Genomic DNA, 19,786 nt, shown 5'->3' on the forward strand with positions numbered 1-19,786 from the left:
ATGAGCAAATTTGCCCAACTGTGCACAGCGATCTGTGGATCAAGTGTATTATTTCTCACCGGTTGTCAGCATTTTACTCAACCAAAACCTGCGGTTACCCAACAAGTTCAAGACGAAAAACACTTTAATTTGCAAGGTAAGATTGGGGTTCGTACACCACAGCAAACTGGTAGTGCTTTTTTTACTTGGCTTCAACAGCAAGATAATTTTGATATCGAATTAAGCGGTATTTTAGGCGTTGGAAAAACCCAAATTCAGGGTAAACCGGGCGAAGTAACTTTAAATAGTTCTAAAACAGGACTTATTAGCGCAGCCTCTCCAGAAGAACTTTTAGAGCGAGCAACGGGTTGGCAAGCACCAATTACGCACTTAACGAGCTGGATTTTAGCAAAACCAGCAACGCTAAATGCTCAAATTACGAAAGACGCTGCAAATCGAGTGAGTCAACTGATTGAAGATGGCTGGACAGTTAATTTCAGTTACGATGGTGAACAAACTTTGCCAAACAAACTGGTTTTAAAGCAAGCTCTTGCTGAAGATAAAGAAAACCGTATTACAATGGTCATCCAAAACCGCTAAGTCTAATTATATAAATCTATGATTCGAGTTCCTTCCCCTGCTAAGCTCAACCTGTTTTTACATATTACAGGCCGACGTGAGAATGGTTACCATGAGCTACAAACCATTTTCCAACTGATTGATTTATATGATTGGATGACATTTACACCGACTTTGGGCGAAGAAATCAAAATCGATGGGTTAAGTGAAGTTCGAGCTGAAGAAAACTTGATTTATCGGGCAGCTCAAATACTAAAACCACATGCGAAAAAATTTTGTGGCTTTCACATCAAAATTGAAAAAAAAATTCCAATGGGCGCGGGGCTAGGCGGCGGTTCATCTAATGCCGCCACAACGCTTATTGTGTTAAATCAATTATGGGAATGTGGCCTAAAGCAAGAACAACTTGCGGACTACGGTGTAAAGCTCGGTGCTGATGTTCCAATTTTTATTTATGGTAAAAATGCATGGGCTGAAGGCATCGGTGAACATTTATCATTCATAGACTTAGATCAAAAACAGTTCATTATTTTAAAACCTGATTGTTTTATCAGCACTCAATTGCTTTTTTCACAAAAAACATTGACAAGAGACTCTAAGACCACTAAATTTTGCGCCTATCAGTTAGAACCTTCTAATTTTGGAAATAACTTTGAGCCACTGGCTCGGCAGTTATACCCTGAAGTAGAAGAAGCAATGCAATATTTAGATCAATTTGGTCAAGCAAAGCTTACAGGTACAGGTGCTTGTGTTTTTATTGAAGTAACGAATGAAATGAATATTGATGAAATTCTTAAGCATTCACCATGTAAATCTTACTTGGTAAATAGTTTAAATGAATCTCCTCTTAATCATTTTAAGGTTACACGTTAGGGGCGTCGCCAAGTGGTAAGGCACCGGGTTTTGATCTCGGCATCCGTTGGTTCGAATCCAGCCGCCCCTGCCAACCTCACCTGTAATGATGATTATATTAGGGGCGTCGCCAAGTGGTAAGGCACCGGGTTTTGATCTCGGCATCCGTTGGTTCGAATCCAGCCGCCCCTGCCATCATATATATCATCGAATTTAGGGGCGTCGCCAAGTGGTAAGGCACCGGGTTTTGATCTCGGCATCCGTTGGTTCGAATCCAGCCGCCCCTGCCATTCTCTTATTTTAAAGACAGACTTAATTGCTATGCTTTTTGTTGATTAATCTTGACATTGCATTGCAAAAATATTAAAGTTCTGCCGCATTAGGGGCGTCGCCAAGTGGTAAGGCACCGGGTTTTGATCTCGGCATCCGTTGGTTCGAATCCAGCCGCCCCTGCCATCTATTTCATTACATACCAACCGCCAAGGGTGCTTCATGCCCAATCTTGTCGTTTTTAGTGGAAATGCTCATCCACAGTTCGCTCAAAAAGTCGTAAGTCACTTACATATCCCTCTAGGTGCTGCATCAGTCGGTCACTTTTCTGATGGAGAAATTTCAGTAGAAATTACTGAAAATGTTCGTGGTAAAGACGTATTTATCGTTCAGCCTACTTGTGCCCCTACCAATGATAACCTTATGGAAATCTTGGTTATGGCAGATGCTTTGCGTCGTGCAAGTGCTGGTCGTATTACCGCTGTTATCCCTTATTTTGGTTATGCTCGCCAAGACCGTCGTCCACGTTCTGCACGTGTGCCGATTACAGCTAAAGTTGTCGCAGACATGCTTACCACTGTTGGTATTGATCGTGTCGTGATGATCGACTTACATGCTGACCAAATTCAAGGTTTCTTCGATATTCCAGTCGACAACATCTACGGTACTCCTGCTTTGCTTGCTGACTTACGTCAACAACAACATGACAACCTTATGGTGGTTTCTCCTGACGTTGGTGGTGTAGTACGTGCTCGTGCTGTTGCCAAACAGATGGGTGACATCGATTTAGCAATTATTGATAAACGTCGTCAAAAAGCCAATGAGTCGCAAGTTATGCACTTAATTGGTGACGTAAAAGATCGTGATTGCGTTATCGTAGACGATATGGTCGATACTGCTGGTACATTGTGTAAAGCAGCTGATGCGCTTAAGCAATTTGGTGCACGTCGTGTAGTTGCATACGCAACTCACCCTGTACTATCAGGTAAGGCTATTGAAAACTTACGTAATTCAGTTATTGATGAACTGGTTGTGACTGATACCATTCCTCTTTCTGAAGAAGCATTGACCTTAGGCAAGATCCGTCAGGTTTCTGTTGCTAGCATGGTTGCTGAAACGATTCGTCGTATTAATAACGAAGAGTCTATCAGTGCAATGTTCGATAGTTTATAATATTGCAGCTTTTTATAAACCCTAGCCTTGGCTGGGGTTTTCTATCACTAAACTGGTCGCAAGTTTAGTCTTTTAAACTTTAATGAGGATTTACTCATGGCAAACTTCGTATTAAACGCTCAAGCGCGTGCTGAAGACAAACAAGGGAAAGGTGCGAGCCGCCGCCTTCGTCGCGAAGCTTTAATTCCAGCTATCATTTATGGTGGCAACGCTGAGCCTGTAACTGTTACTTTAGAACTTCGTGAGCTTGTAAAAGCTTTAGAAAGCAATGCTTTCTTTGAAGAAGTTGTAGAAATCAAAGTGGGCGACAAAGTTGAAAACGTTAAAATCCAAGCGTTACAACGCCACCCATCTAAAAACACTCCTATGCACGCTGACTTCAAACGCGCATAAGTGTTTAAAGGCGTAGATTAGTGTCAAATATTTCGCTAATTGTTGGTTTGGGCAATCCTGGTTCAGAATATGCCCAAACCCGCCATAATGCAGGTTTTTGGTTCATTGAACAGCTTGCTGACAAATATGGCATTACATTAAAAAATGATCCGAAATTTCACGGAATCAGTGGACGTGGTAATATAGAAGGACACGATGTCCGTCTACTTCTACCCACTACATTTATGAACCGTTCTGGACAAAGTGTAGTTCCATTTGCAAAATTTTATCAAATTGCTCCCGAAGCAATTTTGATTGCTCATGATGAACTTGATATGAACCCTGGTGTAATTCGTCTTAAAACAGGCGGTGGACACGGTGGTCATAACGGTTTACGTGACATTGTCCCTCATATTGGTCCAAATTTTCACCGTTTACGTATTGGTATCGGACATCCTGGCTCGAAAGAGAAAGTTTCAGGTCACGTACTTGGAAAAGCACCAAGTAGTGAACAAAGTCTGATGGATGCAGCAATTGATCATGCCCTTTCTAAAGTGAAGCTACTTGTTCAAGGACAAGTTCCACAGGCCATGAATCAAATTAATGCATATAAACCCACTTAAATTGTTGAACAATCATGCTTGCTATCTTGCTTTTTTAGGAGCAAAATGCGCATCAGCCACTTTGCCAACCGCAAAAGCTAAAGATTTCACCATAAGATCTACATCTTAGGTCTACTCAGGAGACGCTAGCCATGCTATCTCGTTTATTAAAATGCAAAATTCACCGTGCAGTTGTAACCCATGCTGAACTTCACTATGAAGGTTCTTGTGCAATTGATGGCGTATTGATGGACTTAGCTGGTATTCGTGAATATGAAGAAATTCATGTTTGGAATGTAACCAATGGCAAACGCTTCACAACTTATGCGATTCGTGGTGAAGATAACTCTGGAATTATTTCAGTAAACGGCGGTGCTGCACATCAAGCAGACGTTGGCGATTTAGTAATTATTGCTACATTTGGTGATTTTACTGAAGCTGAAGCAAATATTCATAAACCACGTTTGGTATATGCTAATCCAAATAATACAGTCAACCACACAGCGAATTGCATTCCTGTTCAAGTTGCCTAATTTATTTTAAGAATAAAAAGCCCGCATTGACGGGCTTTTATTATTTTATAAATCCTTAATAGTTCCTTCCCACCAGTTCTTTTGTTTTTCACAATTTAATGGTTGAAGCTGCTCTCCTCGTAATTCGAACAATATCGCCTCTCCTTCAGGATTTACCTTAAATTCAGCATATTTGGCTTTTTCATAACATTGAGCCAAGCCTTCTGCAAACAAGAAACTGCGAGAGGCAGGATATAAAGCCTGCAAACGATTTTCAGGATTTTTTAAAATTAACCTCTGCCCAGCAAATGAATTATTGATATCTAAAATGGTACGAACTACGCGATTTTGTGAATCCAAAATAACTTTTGCGGGAACGGAAGAGCGATTAAAAATCACCTGTTCCAGAGCCTCACCTTCACTTCCTGCAAGAGCTTTAAGAGATTGTAAATGTAATTCATAAGCCAGTGCCATATAGTCACCTTGTAAAATTGAACGAGGATCAACTGGCTTAAGCTCAATGAAAATACTTTTACTATGGTGCAAATGCCATTCGTTTTTCGCTACTAAACCTGCAAAAAATAATAGCGTGATAACGGCAAGAATAAGAGAAAAATACTTTTTCATTCTTTCTCTCCTTTAACAAAATCATTTTTATTTTCACGTTGAAGTAACCGAGACAGAGCCAACAAAACAATGCCCGAAATAAAAATAGATGCACTCTTAGCTAGAAAAGTTATTTGTAGGTTGTAATAGAGCTGCCAGAACACAAAAACGAATACTGTTAAGTTCACTCCATACGCAAGATAATCTTTCTTTTTTAATGCCCACGTTAAAATAATAAGTAGGATGAAAATTTCAAAATATCCCAACACAATAAGGAACACACCAAATATTAAAAAGGCGAAAAAAGTGAGTGCCTTAAGTTGTCGATATGAATGAAAAATACTAAAGCAAAGTAACCAGATAGCAGGTAGCAAATATAAAACCCATACCTGTTGATCTATCGAATTTTCTGGTACCACCCCCATAAAAGTATCGAAAAAAGAAGCTACAAGAATTACGACCAGCACGCATAAAAAAATACTACGCTCATATAGAGCTATTGATTTCTTCTTAGGTAAGAGTACCAAACTAAAAACCAAGTAACTGAGCAAAGTTAAATTTAAATAAGTCTGAGTAGAATGTATCGACCACAATGAATGGTCCAGTTGTAACAAATAGATAAAAGCTATGCCATACGTAGCAAGCATTTGAATTAAAATGAAGAACCAATGTGGTTTAAGAAAACAACTGATACATAGAATAAAAATCTGTGCAATTAAAACCCATAGAATTTGATCTGTTTCTGAACCAAGATGAAATAAGAAAGCGGTCTGCCCACTGATAAACAAACAATAGGCAAATTGCCGAAAGAAATAGCTTTGTGATTTCTTTAAAAGAATAAACGCCAATCCAACAAAAACAACTCCAATAACTAAAGAAATAGCTTCCCAAAACACCAGCGTAAAAGCTGCAAGTGCCAAGCCAGCAAGCCAAGCACCAATTGCCAATGGAATGATATAAAAGCGGCTTTGACGAAAAATTTTTATTAAAAGATAGCTAATCAGCGCAAACCAAATAAAAATAATGCCTGCAATCAATAAAAATATGAACTCATTAGAGTCTTTAAATAGGTTATTAATCCCATCTACAAGCCATATCGTTGCAGTCACACCAAGAACAGCTGCCATCAAACTAGCACATAGCTGATCGTCTTTTTTGAAGAAATAATAAAAAGCGATTATTCCTGAAAAGAAGGCAGAAATTAGATAAGGAATATTCTCATTCGATAAATATTGAATCATTCCAATAATCGAAATAACGGCGAACCAAGCGATAAAGACAAACCTTAAAGCACGATATTTCTTTATACATACCCAAAACTCAATAAGGCTTAATAAATTTAGAGCGATTAAATATAAATAAGGAAACTTTTCAGACCAGAAAGTCTGTTTAAAAAATAAAAAAAGTGTAAGTTGACTGGTAATACAAATTAAAGCAAAGATTCCAATATTCGGTCGATATAACCACGGCAGTAAAAGCAATGTCCAAATTAAAAAAAGCAAATAACTGTCTGCACCAGTTTGATAAACCTGTCCAATAACAGCCAAGCTTAAACCTATCATCAAACCACAAACGCTATGTAAGGTCTGCCTAACCCCATCGCTTAAAGTATCTTTTGTGCTGAACCATGCTGTTACAAGTAATATAACGGGCGGGATAGCGAGTTGAATACTGTCTGGAAGCATCAACCAGTTGGCAGCAATTAAATACAGAATACTTACCGCCATAAATACATAACTGAAAATATGGAGATGCTGAATAAACGAGCTATTGGTCAGAGGATAATAGTCTCTTATCTGCATGAAACACCTATTTTATTTATAATTTTCTATAAAAAACATAGCATTCCATTTTCATATCAACAAGTAAGCTCTTGTTAAAAAGCCTATTTCGATTTATGAAAATGCTTATTCATAAAGAAACTTAGCATTCTATAAAAGCATCTAGCCAATTTTATCAAGCGCGCTATAATAAAACCCATCGCTTCAGGGCGGGGTGTAATTCCCCACCGGTGGTAGAGTTAATTTTTATAAATAGATTAACAAGCCCACGAGCTTAAATTGTGTAATTTGAGCAGATTTGGTGAAACTCCAAAGCCGACGGTATAGTCCGGATGAAAGAAGACGACGAACTGGGATAAATCCGTTTTATTTCAGTGCCAGCCTGTTTTTACATCAGTCCTGAAATGTTCAACCGTATTTTTACGAGAGCGTTTCATTATGTCTAGCTTAATTCAACCAGAACTTTTTTTCTCAGCCCTCTCTCCTGCTGAGCAACGCATTCAACAAGCATTAGAAGATATCCGTCAAGGCAAGCCTGTCTTGGTTATGGACGACTTTGATCGCGAAAATGAAGCAGATTTAATTGTTGCAGCCGAAACTTTAACGGTAGAAACAATGGCACGTATGATTCGTGATGGCTCAGGTATCGTATGTTTATGCCTTACAGAAGAGCTAGCAGATCATCTAGAACTCCCTCCAATGGTTTCTCAAAACTCGAGTCAGTTTCATACCGCTTTTACAGTGACCATTGAGGCAGCTCAAGGCGTTACCACTGGTGTTTCTGCTAAAGACCGTGTAACAACTATTCAAACTGCTATTAAAGATGGCGCTGTTGCAAGTGACTTAAATCGTCCGGGTCACGTTTTCCCATTACGTGCACGTAATGGTGGAGTCCTTACTCGTCGAGGTCATACCGAGGGAACAATTGATCTAGCAAGATTAGCCGGTTTAAAACCTGCTGGTGTGTTATGTGAATTAACCAATCCAGATGGCACGATGGCATCGGGCATTCAAGTTTTAGCATATACTCAAACTCATCACTTAACGGTGATTACGATTGAAGAACTTGTTCAATACCGCCAGCAACACGGTATTTAAATAAAAAAGGTTTGGCTTTAGATCAAAGCCAAACCTTCAAATTAAAACTTACGTATATTTAAGAAACTTTCTTTTGTGTTGCCAGTTCTTCAACATAGTCCAAAAGCTCAGAAAATTGCTTAATCATTGCCTTTGGCTGTGCTTGAGCAAGTTCCTCTGCTGTTCCGTAACCATACGTCACCGCTACCGCCTCAATACCATTATGACGAGCACCCAAAATGTCATATTGACGATCACCGACCATTAAACACTCTTCTGGGTTTAATTGCTCATGCTCAAGAATATAATGGATAAGATCAGCTTTATTTGTGCGCTCACCCGTTAACTCACTCCCATAGATATGTACAAAGTATTGGCTTAATTCAAAATGGTCCAAGATACGTTTTGCATAAATCGTTGGTTTAGCAGTTGCAACAAATAAACGATATCCTTCTTTTTTTAAAGCGCTAAGCGTTTTTGCAACAGATGGATATACTTCATTTTCGAACAGGCCAACCACCGAAAAACGCTCGCGATAAGCAAGTAAAGCTTGTTCAGCTAAAGCATCATCTTGAGTAGCTAATAATTTTGCGAGTGATGGCTTTAATGGTGGGCCAATTGTCCAGTCAATATCTAAATCAGCAGCCAATGGATAGCCTAATTTCTCCATTGCATAGCGAATTGAAGTATGGATTCCAACTTTTGGGTCTGTTAAGGTTCCATCTAAATCAATCAGAATATGTTTTATAGCCATTCAATCATTAACCCAGTAAAGTATTTAATTCAATTGGTCGAGAGTTTAATCAAACTCTCTTATACTAACGTAAATTTAAATTGAAAAGGAAATAACCGTGCGTCCAACCGTACTTTGTTTCTCGGGTTTAGCCCCTTCAGGTGGTGCAGGTTTACAAGCCGATATCGAAGCAATTGGACAAAGTGGTGCCCACGCAGCAATTGCATGTACTGCCCTCACCATTCAAAACTCACAACAAGTATTTGGCTTCGAAGCAACCTCAAAAGAACTTTTATTAGCACAAGCAAATGCAGTTGTAGGTGACTTACCCATTAAATGTGTTAAGTCAGGCATGCTTGGAACGACAGATAATATTGCGGCACTAGCTGAATTTTTACGTGCTCATCCTGACTATCAATATGTACTTGATCCTGTTTTAGTCGCAAACAGTGGCGGCTCTTTAGGTGATCAGGCAACTCTCGTTAAAGCGTTCGTTGAACTTATTCCTCTAGCCACAATTATTACTCCAAATACCGTTGAATTACGTGCTCTAACAGGTATTACTGATTTAGATCAAGCCACTCAAAAGCTTTTTGAAATGGGTGCTAAAGCTGTTCTAGTGAAAGGTGGACATGAAGATACACCAGATCATATTAAAAATAGTTTATATATCGATGGTGAACTAGCAGCGAGTAGTAGCTGTCCTCGCCTTGAAGGTGAATATCACGGTTCAGGTTGTTCTTTAGCTAGCTTTATCGCTGGCCGTTTAGCTTTAGGTGATTCTTTAAAAATTGCAGTACAGCATGCTGAAACATGGTTATTTGGTGTTTTAAAAAATGCAGACACCCCTGTACCAAACGGACAAAAGATTCCAAAGCGTTTTTAAAAGCACAAAAAAGGCGCTTAAAGCGCCTTTTTTATTAATCTTAATTATTGAGGAATACGTAAAACTTGCCCCCGGAAAATCTCATCAGGATCTTTTAACATTGGTTTATTTGCTTCAAAGATTTTTGGATATTGATTTGCATCACCGTAAACTTCTTTCGCAATTTTTGAAAGGTTGTCACCAGATTTCACTGTATAAAATTTACTTTCTGGTTCAGGAGTTGCCACTGTCATCTGGTCATCTACTTGAGCCACATGATCAATGTTTCCAACAATAAGAATAATTTTCTCTTTATCTGCTTGGCTTTTTACCTGCCCTTTAATAATTGCGGTATCAGTAGTACCGTTATAGGTTACAGATAAGCCTTCTACCCCTAAGCCCAAACTTTTAATTAAACCTAATAATTTATTTGCAACTTCTTGTGCAGAAGGTTCTGCTGGTGTTGCTGGAGCTGGTTGTGGTTCTGCTGGTGCGGTATTTTTCTTGCCAATACCTTTTACAAAATCAAAAAGACCCATCTTTTAGTCCTCATATTATTGTTTATAGTAAAGTCATTAAACTGACCTTTATTGTTATACTTCAAAAAAGTTATACCTCTGCTATCAATTGAGGTTGATCTTGTAAAAATATGTATCTCTTAAATTTTTTCTAAAATAAAAAAAGCCACCTTACGGTGGCCTTCTTTTTATTCAGCAATATGCGAATTAACCAAGTTTTTTAGTTACATAGTCAATTGCAGATTGAACTGTAGTGATTTCGTTAGAATCTTCATCAGGGATAGTGATGTCGAAGTCGTTTTCGAAAGACATAACAAGTTCAACTAAATCTAAAGAGTCAGCACCTAAGTCATCCATAAAAGATGCTTCGTTTTTAATCTCTTCAGCTTTAAGACCAAGTTGTTCTGCAACCGCTTGTTTAACGCGTTGTTCGATATCGCTCACAGGAATTCTCCTCATTGCTTGTGGCGTTTAATTTGCCACTAGTTTAATTGAATATAAAAATTTTTAAAAGTTTATACATCGGCGTTAGGCCATGTATAAACCACCATTTACATGTAATACCGTACCGGTAATGTAACCTGCTTTATCACTTGCAAGGAAACTCACCGCATTTGCGATATCTTGTGGCTCACCTAAGCGATTTAAAGCCACTTGATCACTCATTTTTTTGCGAATGTCTTCACTAAGTGCATCTGTCATTTCTGTTGCAATAAAACCTGGCGCCACACTGTTTACAGTAATTTGGCGGCTACCCATCTCTTTTGCAAGGCTACGGCTGAATGCTTCAATACCTGCTTTAGCAGCAGAATAGTTCGCTTGGCCTGGGTTTGCAAAGTGAGCTACAACAGAACTGATATTAATAATTCGACCAAAACGTGCCTTCGTCATACCCTTAAGCACACGTTTAGATAAACGATAAACTGCTTTAAGGTGAATGTTGAGAATGTCATCCCAATCATCTTCAGACATACGAAGCAACAAATTGTCTTTCGTAATACCTGCATTGTTAACTAGAACAAGTACAGGACCATAGTTCTGTTCAATATGAGAAACGACTGCTTCAATCTCATCGAGATTACGCACGTCGAGCACCAAACCTGCACCTTGTTCACCAAAGCTATCACTTAACTTTTGTGCACCAGATTCAGAAGTCGCAGTACCTACAACAAAATAACCGTCTTGAATAAGTTGCTGGGCAATGGCAGCGCCAATACCCCGACTCGCGCCCGTTACTAATGCAACTTTGCGTTCTTGTGTCATGCAATTTTTCCTTCTGCCACTAAAACAGCATTTAGGGCATCTTCCATTTTGCTCTTACTATCAATAGAAAAAGCTTTTTCAATATTTGGTAAACGCTTTGCGAGGTTACTCAATACTGTACCTGGACCACACTCAACAATGTATTGAATACCTTGGTCTTGTAGAGACTGCATGGTACGTGTCCATTGTACTGATTGGTACAATTGTGCAGTTAATGCCTGACGCAATTGAGCAACATCGGTAGCTATTCCCGCGTTGACATTTTGTATTACAGGAATGGTAGGTAGCTCAATGGCAGTTTGTTCCAAAGCTTCTGCAAATTTCTCAGCGGCAGGTTTCATCAACGAACAATGAGAAGGAACTGACACTGGTAAAGCAATTGCTTTAGCTGACTGCTCTTTTGCCAAAGCCATGACTTCTTGTACAGAAGCTGTACTTCCTGCAATCACAACTTGACCTTGTGAATTATAGTTTGCAGCTTCTACAGAACCTTCACCTGATGCACTCACGGTTTGACAAAGTTCAACCACTTTTTCATCAGCCAAACCAAGGATTGCAGCCATAGCCCCCTGACCCTGAGGTACAGCACTTTGCATGAGCTTGCCACGCAAGTTAACTAATTTAACTGCATCCGCCAAGCTCATAGAGCCTGCAGCTACCAATGCACTGTATTCACCTAGTGAATGTCCTGCAAGGTATTTAGGTGCCAGACCACCTAAATCAAGCCATACACGCCATAAAGCGATACTGGCAGTTAATAACACAGGTTGGGTATTTTCTGTTTGGTCGAGACCTTCGCCACTTTGTGCAATATGCCAAAGATCAAATCCAAGAGCATCTGAAGCTTCTGCAAAAGTTTGCCCGACCCCACTAAACTGTTCTGCTAGTTCAGCAAGCATACCGACTTTTTGTGAACCTTGACCAGGAAACACAAATGCAGTTTTTGTGGCTAAAGCTACTTGTTCAAGACGTTTAGCAGACATAAGAAATCCTTTTTTGGGTTTTCACTCATTTCTGGAGCGGAAATTTAACATGTTATTTATATATTTATAATTGCGAAAAACAACAAAAAAAGGGAGCTTTCGCTCCCATTTTTTCTATACTTAAGCATCACGCTTAATGCATATCATGCAATTATTCAGCATCAGCTGCTTTAGCGAATAATTGACGACCACGGTAGAAACCGTCTTTAGTCACGTGGTGACGACGATGAGTTTCACCAGTTGCTTGGTCTACTGTTAATGCATTCTCGGTTAAAGCGTCATGTGAACGGCGCATGTCACGGCGAGAGCGACTTTTACGGTTTTGCTGAACGGCCATGATGGCTCCTTACAAAGATCGAAAAAATGGATCAGAACAAATTCAGTTGTCTTATCTCATAATTATAACACAAATTATGAGTTAAGTTTACCCTTCAAACCTGCCAAAACATCAAACGGATTATCCCGTTTTTCTTCGACAACATTCTGAATGGTAGGTTGATGTTTATGTTCACAAGCATCATGCTTGGGAGATAAAGGCATCAACAATAACAGTTCATCTTCTAGTAATGCGAGTAAGTTAATCGAGGCAGGCGTATCATAATCGCCTTTCGTCGAAGACTCACTTTCACCTAAAACGATGAAATCAGCATCCTCATCCAAGCGCTCTATCAGTGACTCATCATCCACTAATGCAATATGGAAGTCTAAGACAAGAGGCATTTCAACAGGTTCCAAACAACGTTGGCACTCCATTGGAACTTTCGTGTCCATGTGACCGTCCATCCACACAATGCGATGATATGCATCCATTGATAGCTTACAGTCTATGTTGATCAATTGGTTATCAATTGATCCAACAGCTTCACGAGCGATACGAGCAAAGCGAGACAAGGGCAGTTGACCTGACCATGTAAAGCCTTGTTCAGCCCATTTAAACGGCTCAATCTGTGCCGGAAAGGTATTTGCTGACATAATTAAGGCGGCAATTCTACAAATTCATCGGTACTCTGTCAAAGATTAAGATACAATTTTGCACTTCTTTAGACAGAACTCGGGGTAAATTAAGCAATGCACCTGTTGCAGCCGCAACCTGAAGTTAACACTTCATTACTCGTTTGCACCCATTCAACTCATCAGAACACTCTTGTACCTGACCTAGTGCAACTCTCACCATGGTCAAGCTCAAAATCGGAGTCTGAGCAAGTTGATTGGCTTATTTTACACTTTAATCACTGGTTTTCCCACCATAATGTGACATTAGTTCGTGGTGATTTTGAACCTGAATATTTTCCAGCGACAAATAAAGAACCAGCCAAGATCCAATTTGCTCACGGTTTCTTTAATAGTGCTTTGCATGAAATTAGTCACTGGTCTATTGCAGGTGAAAAAAGACGTCTATTACCAGATTTAGGTTATTGGTATGCACCTGATGGTCGCACCCAAGAACAGCAAAGTTTATTTGAACAAGTAGAAATTAAGCCACAAGCAATTGAATGGTTATTTGCGCAATCTTTTGGCCGAAAATTTAGAGTTTCACTCGATAACCTTACAGGTGATAGCGGTGATGGCAAACTATTTAAAGATAACGTTTATGCTCAAGTGCAACGTTACTTTTCGGGTGAAGCTAAGTTGCCACGTGATGCAGCAGCATTTATTGGTTTTATTTGCCAATGTACACGTTCGGGTACACCTTTACAATTAAATGAATTTAAACGTGAACTCCTTGATTAATTGACAAAAAAGCTACGTTAATTGCTTGCCTAGGCCATTTAAAAAGCCTAATAATTATTTTTAACACTGGCGTGATGGAGTCTCTAAAATATGATGCATTTACATGTACATCCTGAAAATCCACAGCAACGCCTCATTGCCCAAGCGGTTGAACGTATCCGAGCAGGAGATGTTGTGGTCTACCCTACCGATGCTGCCTATGCGATTGGCTGTCAAATCGGTAATAAAAATGCCATGGAACGTATTGCACAGATTCGTGGCTTAGGGCCTAAACATCAATATGCCATTATGTGCTGTGACTTATCTGATATTGCAACTTATGCAAAAGTTGATAATGCGACATATCGTTTATTGAAAGCGAATACACCAGCTATTACTACGTTCATTTTACCTGCAACAAGTGAAGTTCCTCGTAGATTGATGCACCCTAAGAAGAAAACAATTGGCTTACGTATTCCGAGTAACCCGATTTGTCAGGCTTTATTACAAGAACTTGGCGAGCCCCTACTCACCAGTACATTAATTTTACCAGGCCAAGAAGACCCCCTAGATGATCCTTACGATATTGAAAATCAGTTAGATAAACGAATTGATGTATTTATTGACGGAGGTTTTGGTACCTTAACAAGTACAAGTATTGTTGATTTATCGGGCGAACATCCTGAAATTATCCGCCGTGGTGTTGGCGATGTAAGTGCTTTTGAATAAGCACTTACTTTTTTACCAATAGTTTAAAAAAAAGTATTATCACTCAAAAAAATACTCTTTATTTATTTTGGATTTTTTTTACACTTTAGTCGTTAAGTAATTTATTAAAAGACACAATTCATTTAGAATGATTTTCACTATCTGCTGTTCTTCTACTTACAGCTGTCTAGGACTTGAATAACAAGTCTCATGCTTTTGAAAATTCGCGTGGCTTATAATCGTAATGAATCAATCACTTCATCAATCCATGGAAGACGCTCCACACATCCGTGTTTTAGATGAGTGGCATGACAAAATTCCAGAAGATCTCTATATACCTCCAGCTGCATTTGAGATTTTGCTCGAGCGGTTTGAAGGTCCATTAGATTTTTTAATTTATCTGATTCAGAAAAATGGCTTCGATTTAATTCAACTCGATATTGCTCCTATAGCGACTCAATATTTAGCCTATATGGATAGTATGAAGTCTTTAAATATCGAGTTGACAGCAGATTATATGGTGATGGCTGCTCTATTAGCTGACCTAAAATCTCGCCTACTTCTACCAAAACCTACAATTATAAGCATTGAAAAAGACCCTAAGCAGGAGCTTATTGATCGTCTTGAAACCTATCTACGCATTAAGCAAGCAGCTGAGCGTTTAGGTCAAATGCCAATTCTTGAACGCGATACATTTAGTGCCAATGTAAGCTTGGGACATATCTCTCCTGTTTATGAAGGTTACGATATCTCAGCGCTACATGATGCGTTGTTCTGTGTATTTAATCGCCCCGAACCTATTACCCATGTTGTCGCTCAAGAACCTGTTTTACTCGAAGAACGTATTGCATATATTGAAGAGAAATTAGAGTCTGGTGACGTGTTAAGTTTTAAAGAATTACTCAATCCCCAGCAAGGTCGTATGGGAATGGTTGTTACATTTATGGCAGTTTTAGAATTGACTCGCCAACAGAAAATTAAAATTATTGCCACTGGTATTGAAGCCCCGTTAGCAATTCAAGGATCTTCAATATGAGTAGTTTTGAACAAAATAATAGTGATTTGTCATTAGCTGACATACATCATGAAGTCTTATTACAACTTGAAGCAATTATCTTTGCCAGTGAAGCGCCTGTTTCAATTGCCCGCTTAAAAGAAGCATTTAACAATCAATATAATAAACAACAGCTTCGTCAGCTTTTGCAACAGCTCGCGCTATTACAACATGGTCGGTCTATTGAGCTGATTGAAACAGCACAAGGGTTTCGCTTTCAGGTAAGATCTAAATATCGTAGTATTATTGCGCAAATTTGGCCAGAGCGACCAACAAAACTGTCGCCTTCATTACTAGAAACCCTGGCTGTCATTGCTTATCATCAACCGGTTACCCGAGCTGATATTGAACAAATTCGTGGTGTATCTAATAATAGTCAGATTCTTAGAACACTATTTGACTGGAACTGGATTAAAGAAGCCGGTTTTAGAGATTTACCCGGAAGACCTGCGTTGCTAATTACAACGCCTCAGTTTCTGAATGCTTTTGGTCTAGCCTCTCTAGGCCAATTGCCTCCCCTACAGAACGCCAAGGAAGCCTTTATGGCTCTCGATGCAAATGCACCGAAATCATAAAGAGGTGGACTGTTGATCATTATGTCTAAGGTTGTGCTGTCATGAGTGAAAAATTGCAAAAAGTATTAGCGCGAATCGGATTAGGTTCCCGCCGATATATGGAAGAGGTTATTGCCGCAGGACGCGTGAGTGTAAACGGTCGTGTTGCCCAAGTGGGTGAGCGCATTGAACCAGGCGATGAATTACGCATTGATGGCCGTAAAGTTCAGTTTCAGATTGAAGACGAAATTCGTCGTCGCGTACTGATTTATTATAAACCTGAGGGTGAAATCTGTTCACGTAATGATCCTGAAAAACGCCCAACTGTATTTGATCATTTACCACAAATTGCCAATGACCGCTGGGTAATGGTAGGTCGTCTGGATATTAACAGTACGGGTTTATTACTATTCACAAATGATGGTGAACTTGCTAACCGCTTAATGCACCCATCTAATGAAATCGAACGTGAATACGCTGTTCGAGTAATGGGTGAAGTAACGCCAAAACTACGCCAAAACATGGTCAACGGAGTAGAGCTCGAAGATGGCCCTGCCAAATTCGAATCATTCTCTGAAATTGGTGGTGAAGGTATTAACCGCTGGTACCAAGTTGTAGTAAAAGAAGGTCGTAACCGCGAAGTACGTCGTATTTTTGAATCGCAAGATCTTAAAGTAAGCCGTTTATTACGTACACGCTACGGTACAGTTATTTTACCGCGCGAACTACGTACTGGTCGCTGGATGGAACTCGACAAAACTGACATCGACAACTTAGCCAAATCGGTTGAGTTAAAACCACGTCAAGGTACAGGTTTATTTGGTATGGCAAAACGTCGTACTGATCGTATGACTGAAAAACCAATGGCAGCACGTCGTGGCGGATACTTACGTCAACAACGTCGTGATGATGAAAAAGAAGCTCCTGTTAACACAGGGAATCAACGTAAATCGACTGGTTTTAACCGCGGTTCGAAGAAATTCTAAGATATTAAAAAGATGTAAAAAACCGCTCAAATTAGAGCGGTTTTTTTATAGCCTTTTGACTTAATTCATTTTTGCCAGTTCAATCCATTCAGCTTCGGGGAAATGAATAGCTAAATAATCTTTCAAAAAATTTGAAGTATCTTGAGAAATTAATGGATCTTTTGATTCATCTTTTAGATTATAAACCAAGGCATGCAACTTCAACCCACGAGACTTAAGTGCTTCAAGACTAAGCAAAGTATGGTTAATACTTCCTAAACGGCCCGATGTTACTAAAATAACAGGAAACTGATGCTGAGCGACATAATCAATGGTAAGCAGACTGGTGGTTAATGGCACCATTAAGCCACCAGCACCTTCCAACAATACGATTTCAAAACGCTCCGCCAATGTTTGGGTCGCATCTTCAATTTTTTGAAAATCAATTTCTCGGTTATCAAGACGTGTTGCAAGATGAGGTGAAGCAGGATAACTGAAGATTTCAGGCATGGTTAGCTTGTCATGATCTTCTTGAAACCAGCCCTGACCCATAATTTCACGATGCTTTTCAATATCCTCAGAAATATCAGCGTTACCTGTTTGAATGAGTTTTTGGGTAATCACTTTTTTACCCTGCTCAGTCCATAATTTTGCTAAGAAGCCTGTTGCGTAAGTTTTACCAATTTCGGTATCAATCCCACTCACAAAATAGATCTGGCCACTCATTTACTTCATTCTCCGGGCAATACAATAAATCGGATGATATGTTAGGGAATATCCTTCGGCATACTTAAACCGATCATAATCTTGATAAAACTGTTGTAAAGTTTGCTTAGTCCAACGATGCTGCGCCGTTGCTGTGACCCCTGTTGCCTTTAAATGCTGCAAAACAGCTTTAGGCGAATCGAAATAGAGTTGAGTTTCTGACTCTGACAAATGCAAAACCTCAAAACCAGCCTGAGTTAAGGCCCTATTCCAATTTTCAACTGACCAATAACTTAAACCCTGTCCTGTTAATTCTTTAATCTCTAATAAGTTTTTATAGCCAAATGTTGAAAAGCATAACCAACCTTGATCGACTAAAGCATCATTACAACGTTCGAGCAAGCGCGGTAAATCTTGCATCCACTGTAAAGCTGAACCTGAAACAATCATATCGAGCTGCTGGGGAAAATCTAAAGTTTCAACATCCCCAATCAACCATTTTAAATTTTCTTGATGACTAAAGTGTTGCTGCATATCTGCATATAGATCATTCAAAATTAACTCTTCAAACTGAAAAGATGCAGTAAGAAGATGAGTTAAATTGCCAGAACCACAACCAATTTCAAAGACACGCGACATCTTACGTGGGCAGAACTGCTGAACTAAACCTTTTAAATTTTGGCAAATCTGTTTTTGAACAATTGCATGTTCTGAATAGCTTTGCCCTGCTTTGGCAAAACGCTGGGCAACCAAGTTTTTATTCAAACTCACAGAAAACTCACCAATTCTTCAAGTTCATGTTGCTGCACCATTGACGTTAAAGAAATACGCAAACGTGAACTGTTTTTAGGTACTGTTGGTGGACGTACAGGCATAGCATAGAAACCACTTTCCTGAACGTATTTCGCTTTATCGATCGCAGCCTGACTTTCTCCAACAATGACTGGAATAATATGACTGGTCGATGGGCTATCGTAGCCCTTTTGCACAACAGCTTGTTGAAGATATTGGCTAATACTTTTTAAATGTTCACGCTGAGATTGAGCGATTAATACTTTTTGAAAAACAAAGTTTGCCCATGCCATAACAATCGGAGGCTGTGCAGTACTAAAAATAAGTGGGCGCATTTTATTAATGAGATAATCTTTAATAATTGGATCACAAATAATGTAACCACCGACTGCTGCTAATGCTTTGCCTAATGTACCGACCAGAAAATCAATTTCCTGAATCACATTATATTGTTCAGCACATCCTAAGCCTTGCTGACCACGAACGCCAATTGAATGCGCTTCATCAACATATAACATAGTTTTAGCAAACCGTTTTTTTAGCTGAACTAAAGCGGCTAAATCCGTCTCATCACCGTCCATACTAAAAATACTTTCTGTGACCACAATGATTCGTTCAATCTTGTCATCCTCATGATATTTTTGGAGGAGTTGTTCCAAGTGTTGTAAATCGTTATGTCGATAACGCACATACTGAGCACCAGACAAACGTATACCGTCAATCATACTGGCATGAACTAACTTATCCGCCAATATTAAAGTTTTACTATTAGCAACAGCTGGCAAAATACCAATATTCATATGGTAGCCACTATTAAATAATAGTGCCGCACGACCACCAAATGCTTGGCTTAGGCTATTTTCTAATTGTTCATATTCATCAAAATTGCCCGTTAATAGACGTGAAGATGATGAACTAAAATAGCTACGCTCGATTGGAAAGCTATCTAAAAACTCTTGACGAAGATTGATATCAGCAGCCAACCCAAGATAATCATTTGAAGCTAAGTTGAGCATCGTTTTATTTTGGATCATAATAAAACGTCCGTGCTGCACATTTTGGGTAAATTGTCTAAAGTTACCTTGTTGCTTTAACTCATCTAATTCGGTAGAAAAATGATCGAGTAAAGACAT

At 39.3% G+C, this 19,786-nt stretch carries 25 protein-coding genes, 4 tRNA genes and 1 riboswitch; of the genes, 17 read left to right on the top strand and 12 right to left on the bottom strand.

The genetic code is table 11. From position 1 onward, the window contains the following. The 10 genes from lolB (at position 1) to panD (ending at position 4,360) form a co-directional block, all read left to right on the top strand. Positions 1-579 (top strand): lipoprotein insertase outer membrane protein LolB, encoded by a 579-nt coding sequence (gene lolB, locus J580_RS11455; protein ID WP_005070955.1) that lies wholly within the window; start codon positions 1-3, stop codon positions 577-579. Positions 580-597: 18 nt separating this feature from the next. Then, complete coding sequence (gene ispE, locus J580_RS11460; protein WP_032004257.1) at positions 598-1,431, top strand: 4-(cytidine 5'-diphospho)-2-C-methyl-D-erythritol kinase; 834 nt, start codon at positions 598-600, stop codon at positions 1,429-1,431. Continuing rightward, positions 1,430-1,504, top strand: a tRNA-Gln gene (locus J580_RS0104210). The genes ispE and J580_RS0104210 overlap by 2 nt, the downstream gene beginning before the upstream one ends. 26 nt (positions 1,505-1,530) lie before the next feature. Beyond that, positions 1,531-1,605: transfer RNA gene (locus tag J580_RS11465), tRNA-Gln, on the top strand. Positions 1,606-1,625: 20 nt separating this feature from the next. Then, a tRNA-Gln gene (locus J580_RS11470) sits at positions 1,626-1,700 on the top strand. A gap of 91 nt (positions 1,701-1,791) precedes the next feature. Beyond that, positions 1,792-1,866: transfer RNA gene (locus J580_RS11475), tRNA-Gln, on the top strand. Positions 1,867-1,902: 36 nt separating this feature from the next. Next, entirely contained in the window at positions 1,903-2,853 is a 951-nt protein-coding gene (locus J580_RS11480) for a ribose-phosphate pyrophosphokinase (RefSeq protein ID WP_002120445.1), read from the top strand. Between the two features lie 96 nt (positions 2,854-2,949). Then, on the top strand, positions 2,950-3,246 hold the full coding sequence (rplY, locus tag J580_RS11485; RefSeq protein ID WP_002120443.1) for a 50S ribosomal protein L25: 297 nt from the start codon (positions 2,950-2,952) through the stop codon (positions 3,244-3,246). Between the two features lie 20 nt (positions 3,247-3,266). Then, positions 3,267-3,848 (top strand): aminoacyl-tRNA hydrolase, encoded by a 582-nt coding sequence (gene pth, locus J580_RS11490; RefSeq protein ID WP_002120328.1) that lies wholly within the window; start codon positions 3,267-3,269, stop codon positions 3,846-3,848. A gap of 131 nt (positions 3,849-3,979) precedes the next feature. After that, positions 3,980-4,360: an aspartate 1-decarboxylase gene (gene panD / locus J580_RS11495; RefSeq protein ID WP_002120296.1), complete on the top strand. Its 381-nt coding sequence runs from the start codon at positions 3,980-3,982 to the stop codon at positions 4,358-4,360. Positions 4,361-4,405: 45 nt separating this feature from the next. On the opposite strand, the gene J580_RS11500 is transcribed toward panD, so the two are convergent. Then, positions 4,406-4,966, bottom strand: coding sequence for a GDYXXLXY domain-containing protein (locus J580_RS11500; RefSeq protein ID WP_017387239.1), 561 nt, complete (start codon positions 4,964-4,966; stop codon positions 4,406-4,408). Continuing rightward, positions 4,963-6,747 carry a DUF2157 domain-containing protein gene (locus J580_RS11505; protein WP_032004258.1) on the bottom strand — a complete coding sequence of 595 codons (1,785 nt, stop codon included), beginning with the start codon at positions 6,745-6,747 and terminating at the stop codon, positions 4,963-4,965. The genes J580_RS11500 and J580_RS11505 overlap by 4 nt, the downstream gene beginning before the upstream one ends. A 176-nt stretch (positions 6,748-6,923) precedes the next feature. Further along, positions 6,924-7,074, top strand: a riboswitch (FMN riboswitch). A gap of 90 nt (positions 7,075-7,164) precedes the next feature. Here J580_RS11505 and ribB point away from each other — a divergent pair. Further along, positions 7,165-7,824, top strand: a complete 660-nt coding sequence (gene ribB / locus J580_RS11510; RefSeq protein ID WP_032004259.1) for a 3,4-dihydroxy-2-butanone-4-phosphate synthase — start codon at positions 7,165-7,167, stop codon at positions 7,822-7,824. Positions 7,825-7,882: 58 nt separating this feature from the next. Here ribB and J580_RS11515 read toward each other — a convergent pair whose 3' ends face one another. Next, a complete protein-coding gene (locus J580_RS11515; protein ID WP_014205944.1) occupies positions 7,883-8,557 on the bottom strand; it encodes an HAD-IA family hydrolase in 675 nt (224 codons plus the stop codon). Between the two features lie 97 nt (positions 8,558-8,654). On the opposite strand from J580_RS11515, the gene J580_RS11520 reads away from it, so the two are divergent. Beyond that, positions 8,655-9,422: a hydroxymethylpyrimidine/phosphomethylpyrimidine kinase gene (locus J580_RS11520; RefSeq protein ID WP_032004260.1), complete on the top strand. Its 768-nt coding sequence runs from the start codon at positions 8,655-8,657 to the stop codon at positions 9,420-9,422. Between the two features lie 44 nt (positions 9,423-9,466). On the opposite strand, the gene lysM is transcribed toward J580_RS11520, so the two are convergent. The 6 genes from lysM to J580_RS11550 all read right to left on the bottom strand — a co-directional run bounded on the left by lysM (position 9,467) and on the right by J580_RS11550 (position 13,137). Next, a complete protein-coding gene (gene lysM / locus J580_RS11525; protein ID WP_032004261.1) occupies positions 9,467-9,940 on the bottom strand; it encodes a peptidoglycan-binding protein LysM in 474 nt (157 codons plus the stop codon). A 186-nt stretch (positions 9,941-10,126) separates the two neighbouring features. Next, positions 10,127-10,363 carry an acyl carrier protein gene (gene acpP, locus J580_RS11530; RefSeq protein ID WP_001279871.1) on the bottom strand — a complete coding sequence of 79 codons (237 nt, stop codon included), beginning with the start codon at positions 10,361-10,363 and terminating at the stop codon, positions 10,127-10,129. 84 nt (positions 10,364-10,447) lie between these two features. Further along, entirely contained in the window at positions 10,448-11,182 is a 735-nt protein-coding gene (fabG, locus tag J580_RS11535) for a 3-oxoacyl-ACP reductase FabG (RefSeq protein ID WP_032004263.1), read from the bottom strand. After that, positions 11,179-12,165: an ACP S-malonyltransferase gene (gene fabD / locus J580_RS11540; RefSeq protein WP_002120357.1), complete on the bottom strand. Its 987-nt coding sequence runs from the start codon at positions 12,163-12,165 to the stop codon at positions 11,179-11,181. The genes fabG and fabD overlap by 4 nt, the downstream gene beginning before the upstream one ends. A gap of 151 nt (positions 12,166-12,316) precedes the next feature. After that, a complete protein-coding gene (gene rpmF, locus J580_RS11545; protein WP_000290730.1) occupies positions 12,317-12,502 on the bottom strand; it encodes a 50S ribosomal protein L32 in 186 nt (61 codons plus the stop codon). A 74-nt stretch (positions 12,503-12,576) separates the two neighbouring features. After that, the gene (locus tag J580_RS11550; RefSeq protein ID WP_002120393.1) at positions 12,577-13,137 is read right to left on the bottom strand and encodes a YceD family protein; all 561 of its coding nucleotides are present in this window, start codon (positions 13,135-13,137) and stop codon (positions 12,577-12,579) included. A gap of 96 nt (positions 13,138-13,233) precedes the next feature. Here J580_RS11550 and J580_RS11555 point away from each other — a divergent pair, with 96 nt between their 5' ends. From J580_RS11555 to rluB, 5 genes are all read left to right on the top strand, one after another. Next, positions 13,234-13,896 (top strand): elongation factor P hydroxylase, encoded by a 663-nt coding sequence (locus J580_RS11555; RefSeq protein WP_002120452.1) that lies wholly within the window; start codon positions 13,234-13,236, stop codon positions 13,894-13,896. A gap of 90 nt (positions 13,897-13,986) precedes the next feature. Next, complete coding sequence (locus tag J580_RS11560) at positions 13,987-14,604, top strand: L-threonylcarbamoyladenylate synthase (RefSeq protein ID WP_002120255.1); 618 nt, start codon at positions 13,987-13,989, stop codon at positions 14,602-14,604. A 223-nt stretch (positions 14,605-14,827) separates the two neighbouring features. Beyond that, a complete protein-coding gene (locus tag J580_RS11565) occupies positions 14,828-15,619 on the top strand; it encodes a segregation and condensation protein A (RefSeq protein WP_017387236.1) in 792 nt (263 codons plus the stop codon). Further along, positions 15,616-16,212 carry an SMC-Scp complex subunit ScpB gene (gene scpB / locus J580_RS11570; RefSeq protein ID WP_002120355.1) on the top strand — a complete coding sequence of 199 codons (597 nt, stop codon included), beginning with the start codon at positions 15,616-15,618 and terminating at the stop codon, positions 16,210-16,212. Before J580_RS11565 ends, scpB begins: the two co-directional genes overlap by 4 nt. A 41-nt stretch (positions 16,213-16,253) precedes the next feature. After that, positions 16,254-17,177 carry a 23S rRNA pseudouridine(2605) synthase RluB gene (gene rluB, locus J580_RS11575; RefSeq protein ID WP_002120431.1) on the top strand — a complete coding sequence of 308 codons (924 nt, stop codon included), beginning with the start codon at positions 16,254-16,256 and terminating at the stop codon, positions 17,175-17,177. Between the two features lie 60 nt (positions 17,178-17,237). On the opposite strand, the gene bioD is transcribed toward rluB, so the two are convergent. The 3 genes from bioD to J580_RS11590 are packed head-to-tail and all read right to left on the bottom strand — an operon-like array spanning position 17,238 to position 19,786. Further along, complete coding sequence (gene bioD / locus J580_RS11580) at positions 17,238-17,882, bottom strand: dethiobiotin synthase (protein WP_032004264.1); 645 nt, start codon at positions 17,880-17,882, stop codon at positions 17,238-17,240. Continuing rightward, positions 17,883-18,632: a malonyl-ACP O-methyltransferase BioC gene (gene bioC / locus J580_RS11585; protein ID WP_032004265.1), complete on the bottom strand. Its 750-nt coding sequence runs from the start codon at positions 18,630-18,632 to the stop codon at positions 17,883-17,885. After that, positions 18,629-19,786 (bottom strand): 8-amino-7-oxononanoate synthase, encoded by a 1,158-nt coding sequence (locus J580_RS11590; protein ID WP_032004266.1) that lies wholly within the window; start codon positions 19,784-19,786, stop codon positions 18,629-18,631. The genes bioC and J580_RS11590 overlap by 4 nt, the downstream gene beginning before the upstream one ends.

Source organism: Acinetobacter sp. 1542444, assembly GCF_000581835.1.
In the GTDB taxonomy this organism is placed as follows: domain Bacteria; phylum Pseudomonadota; class Gammaproteobacteria; order Pseudomonadales; family Moraxellaceae; genus Acinetobacter; species Acinetobacter pittii.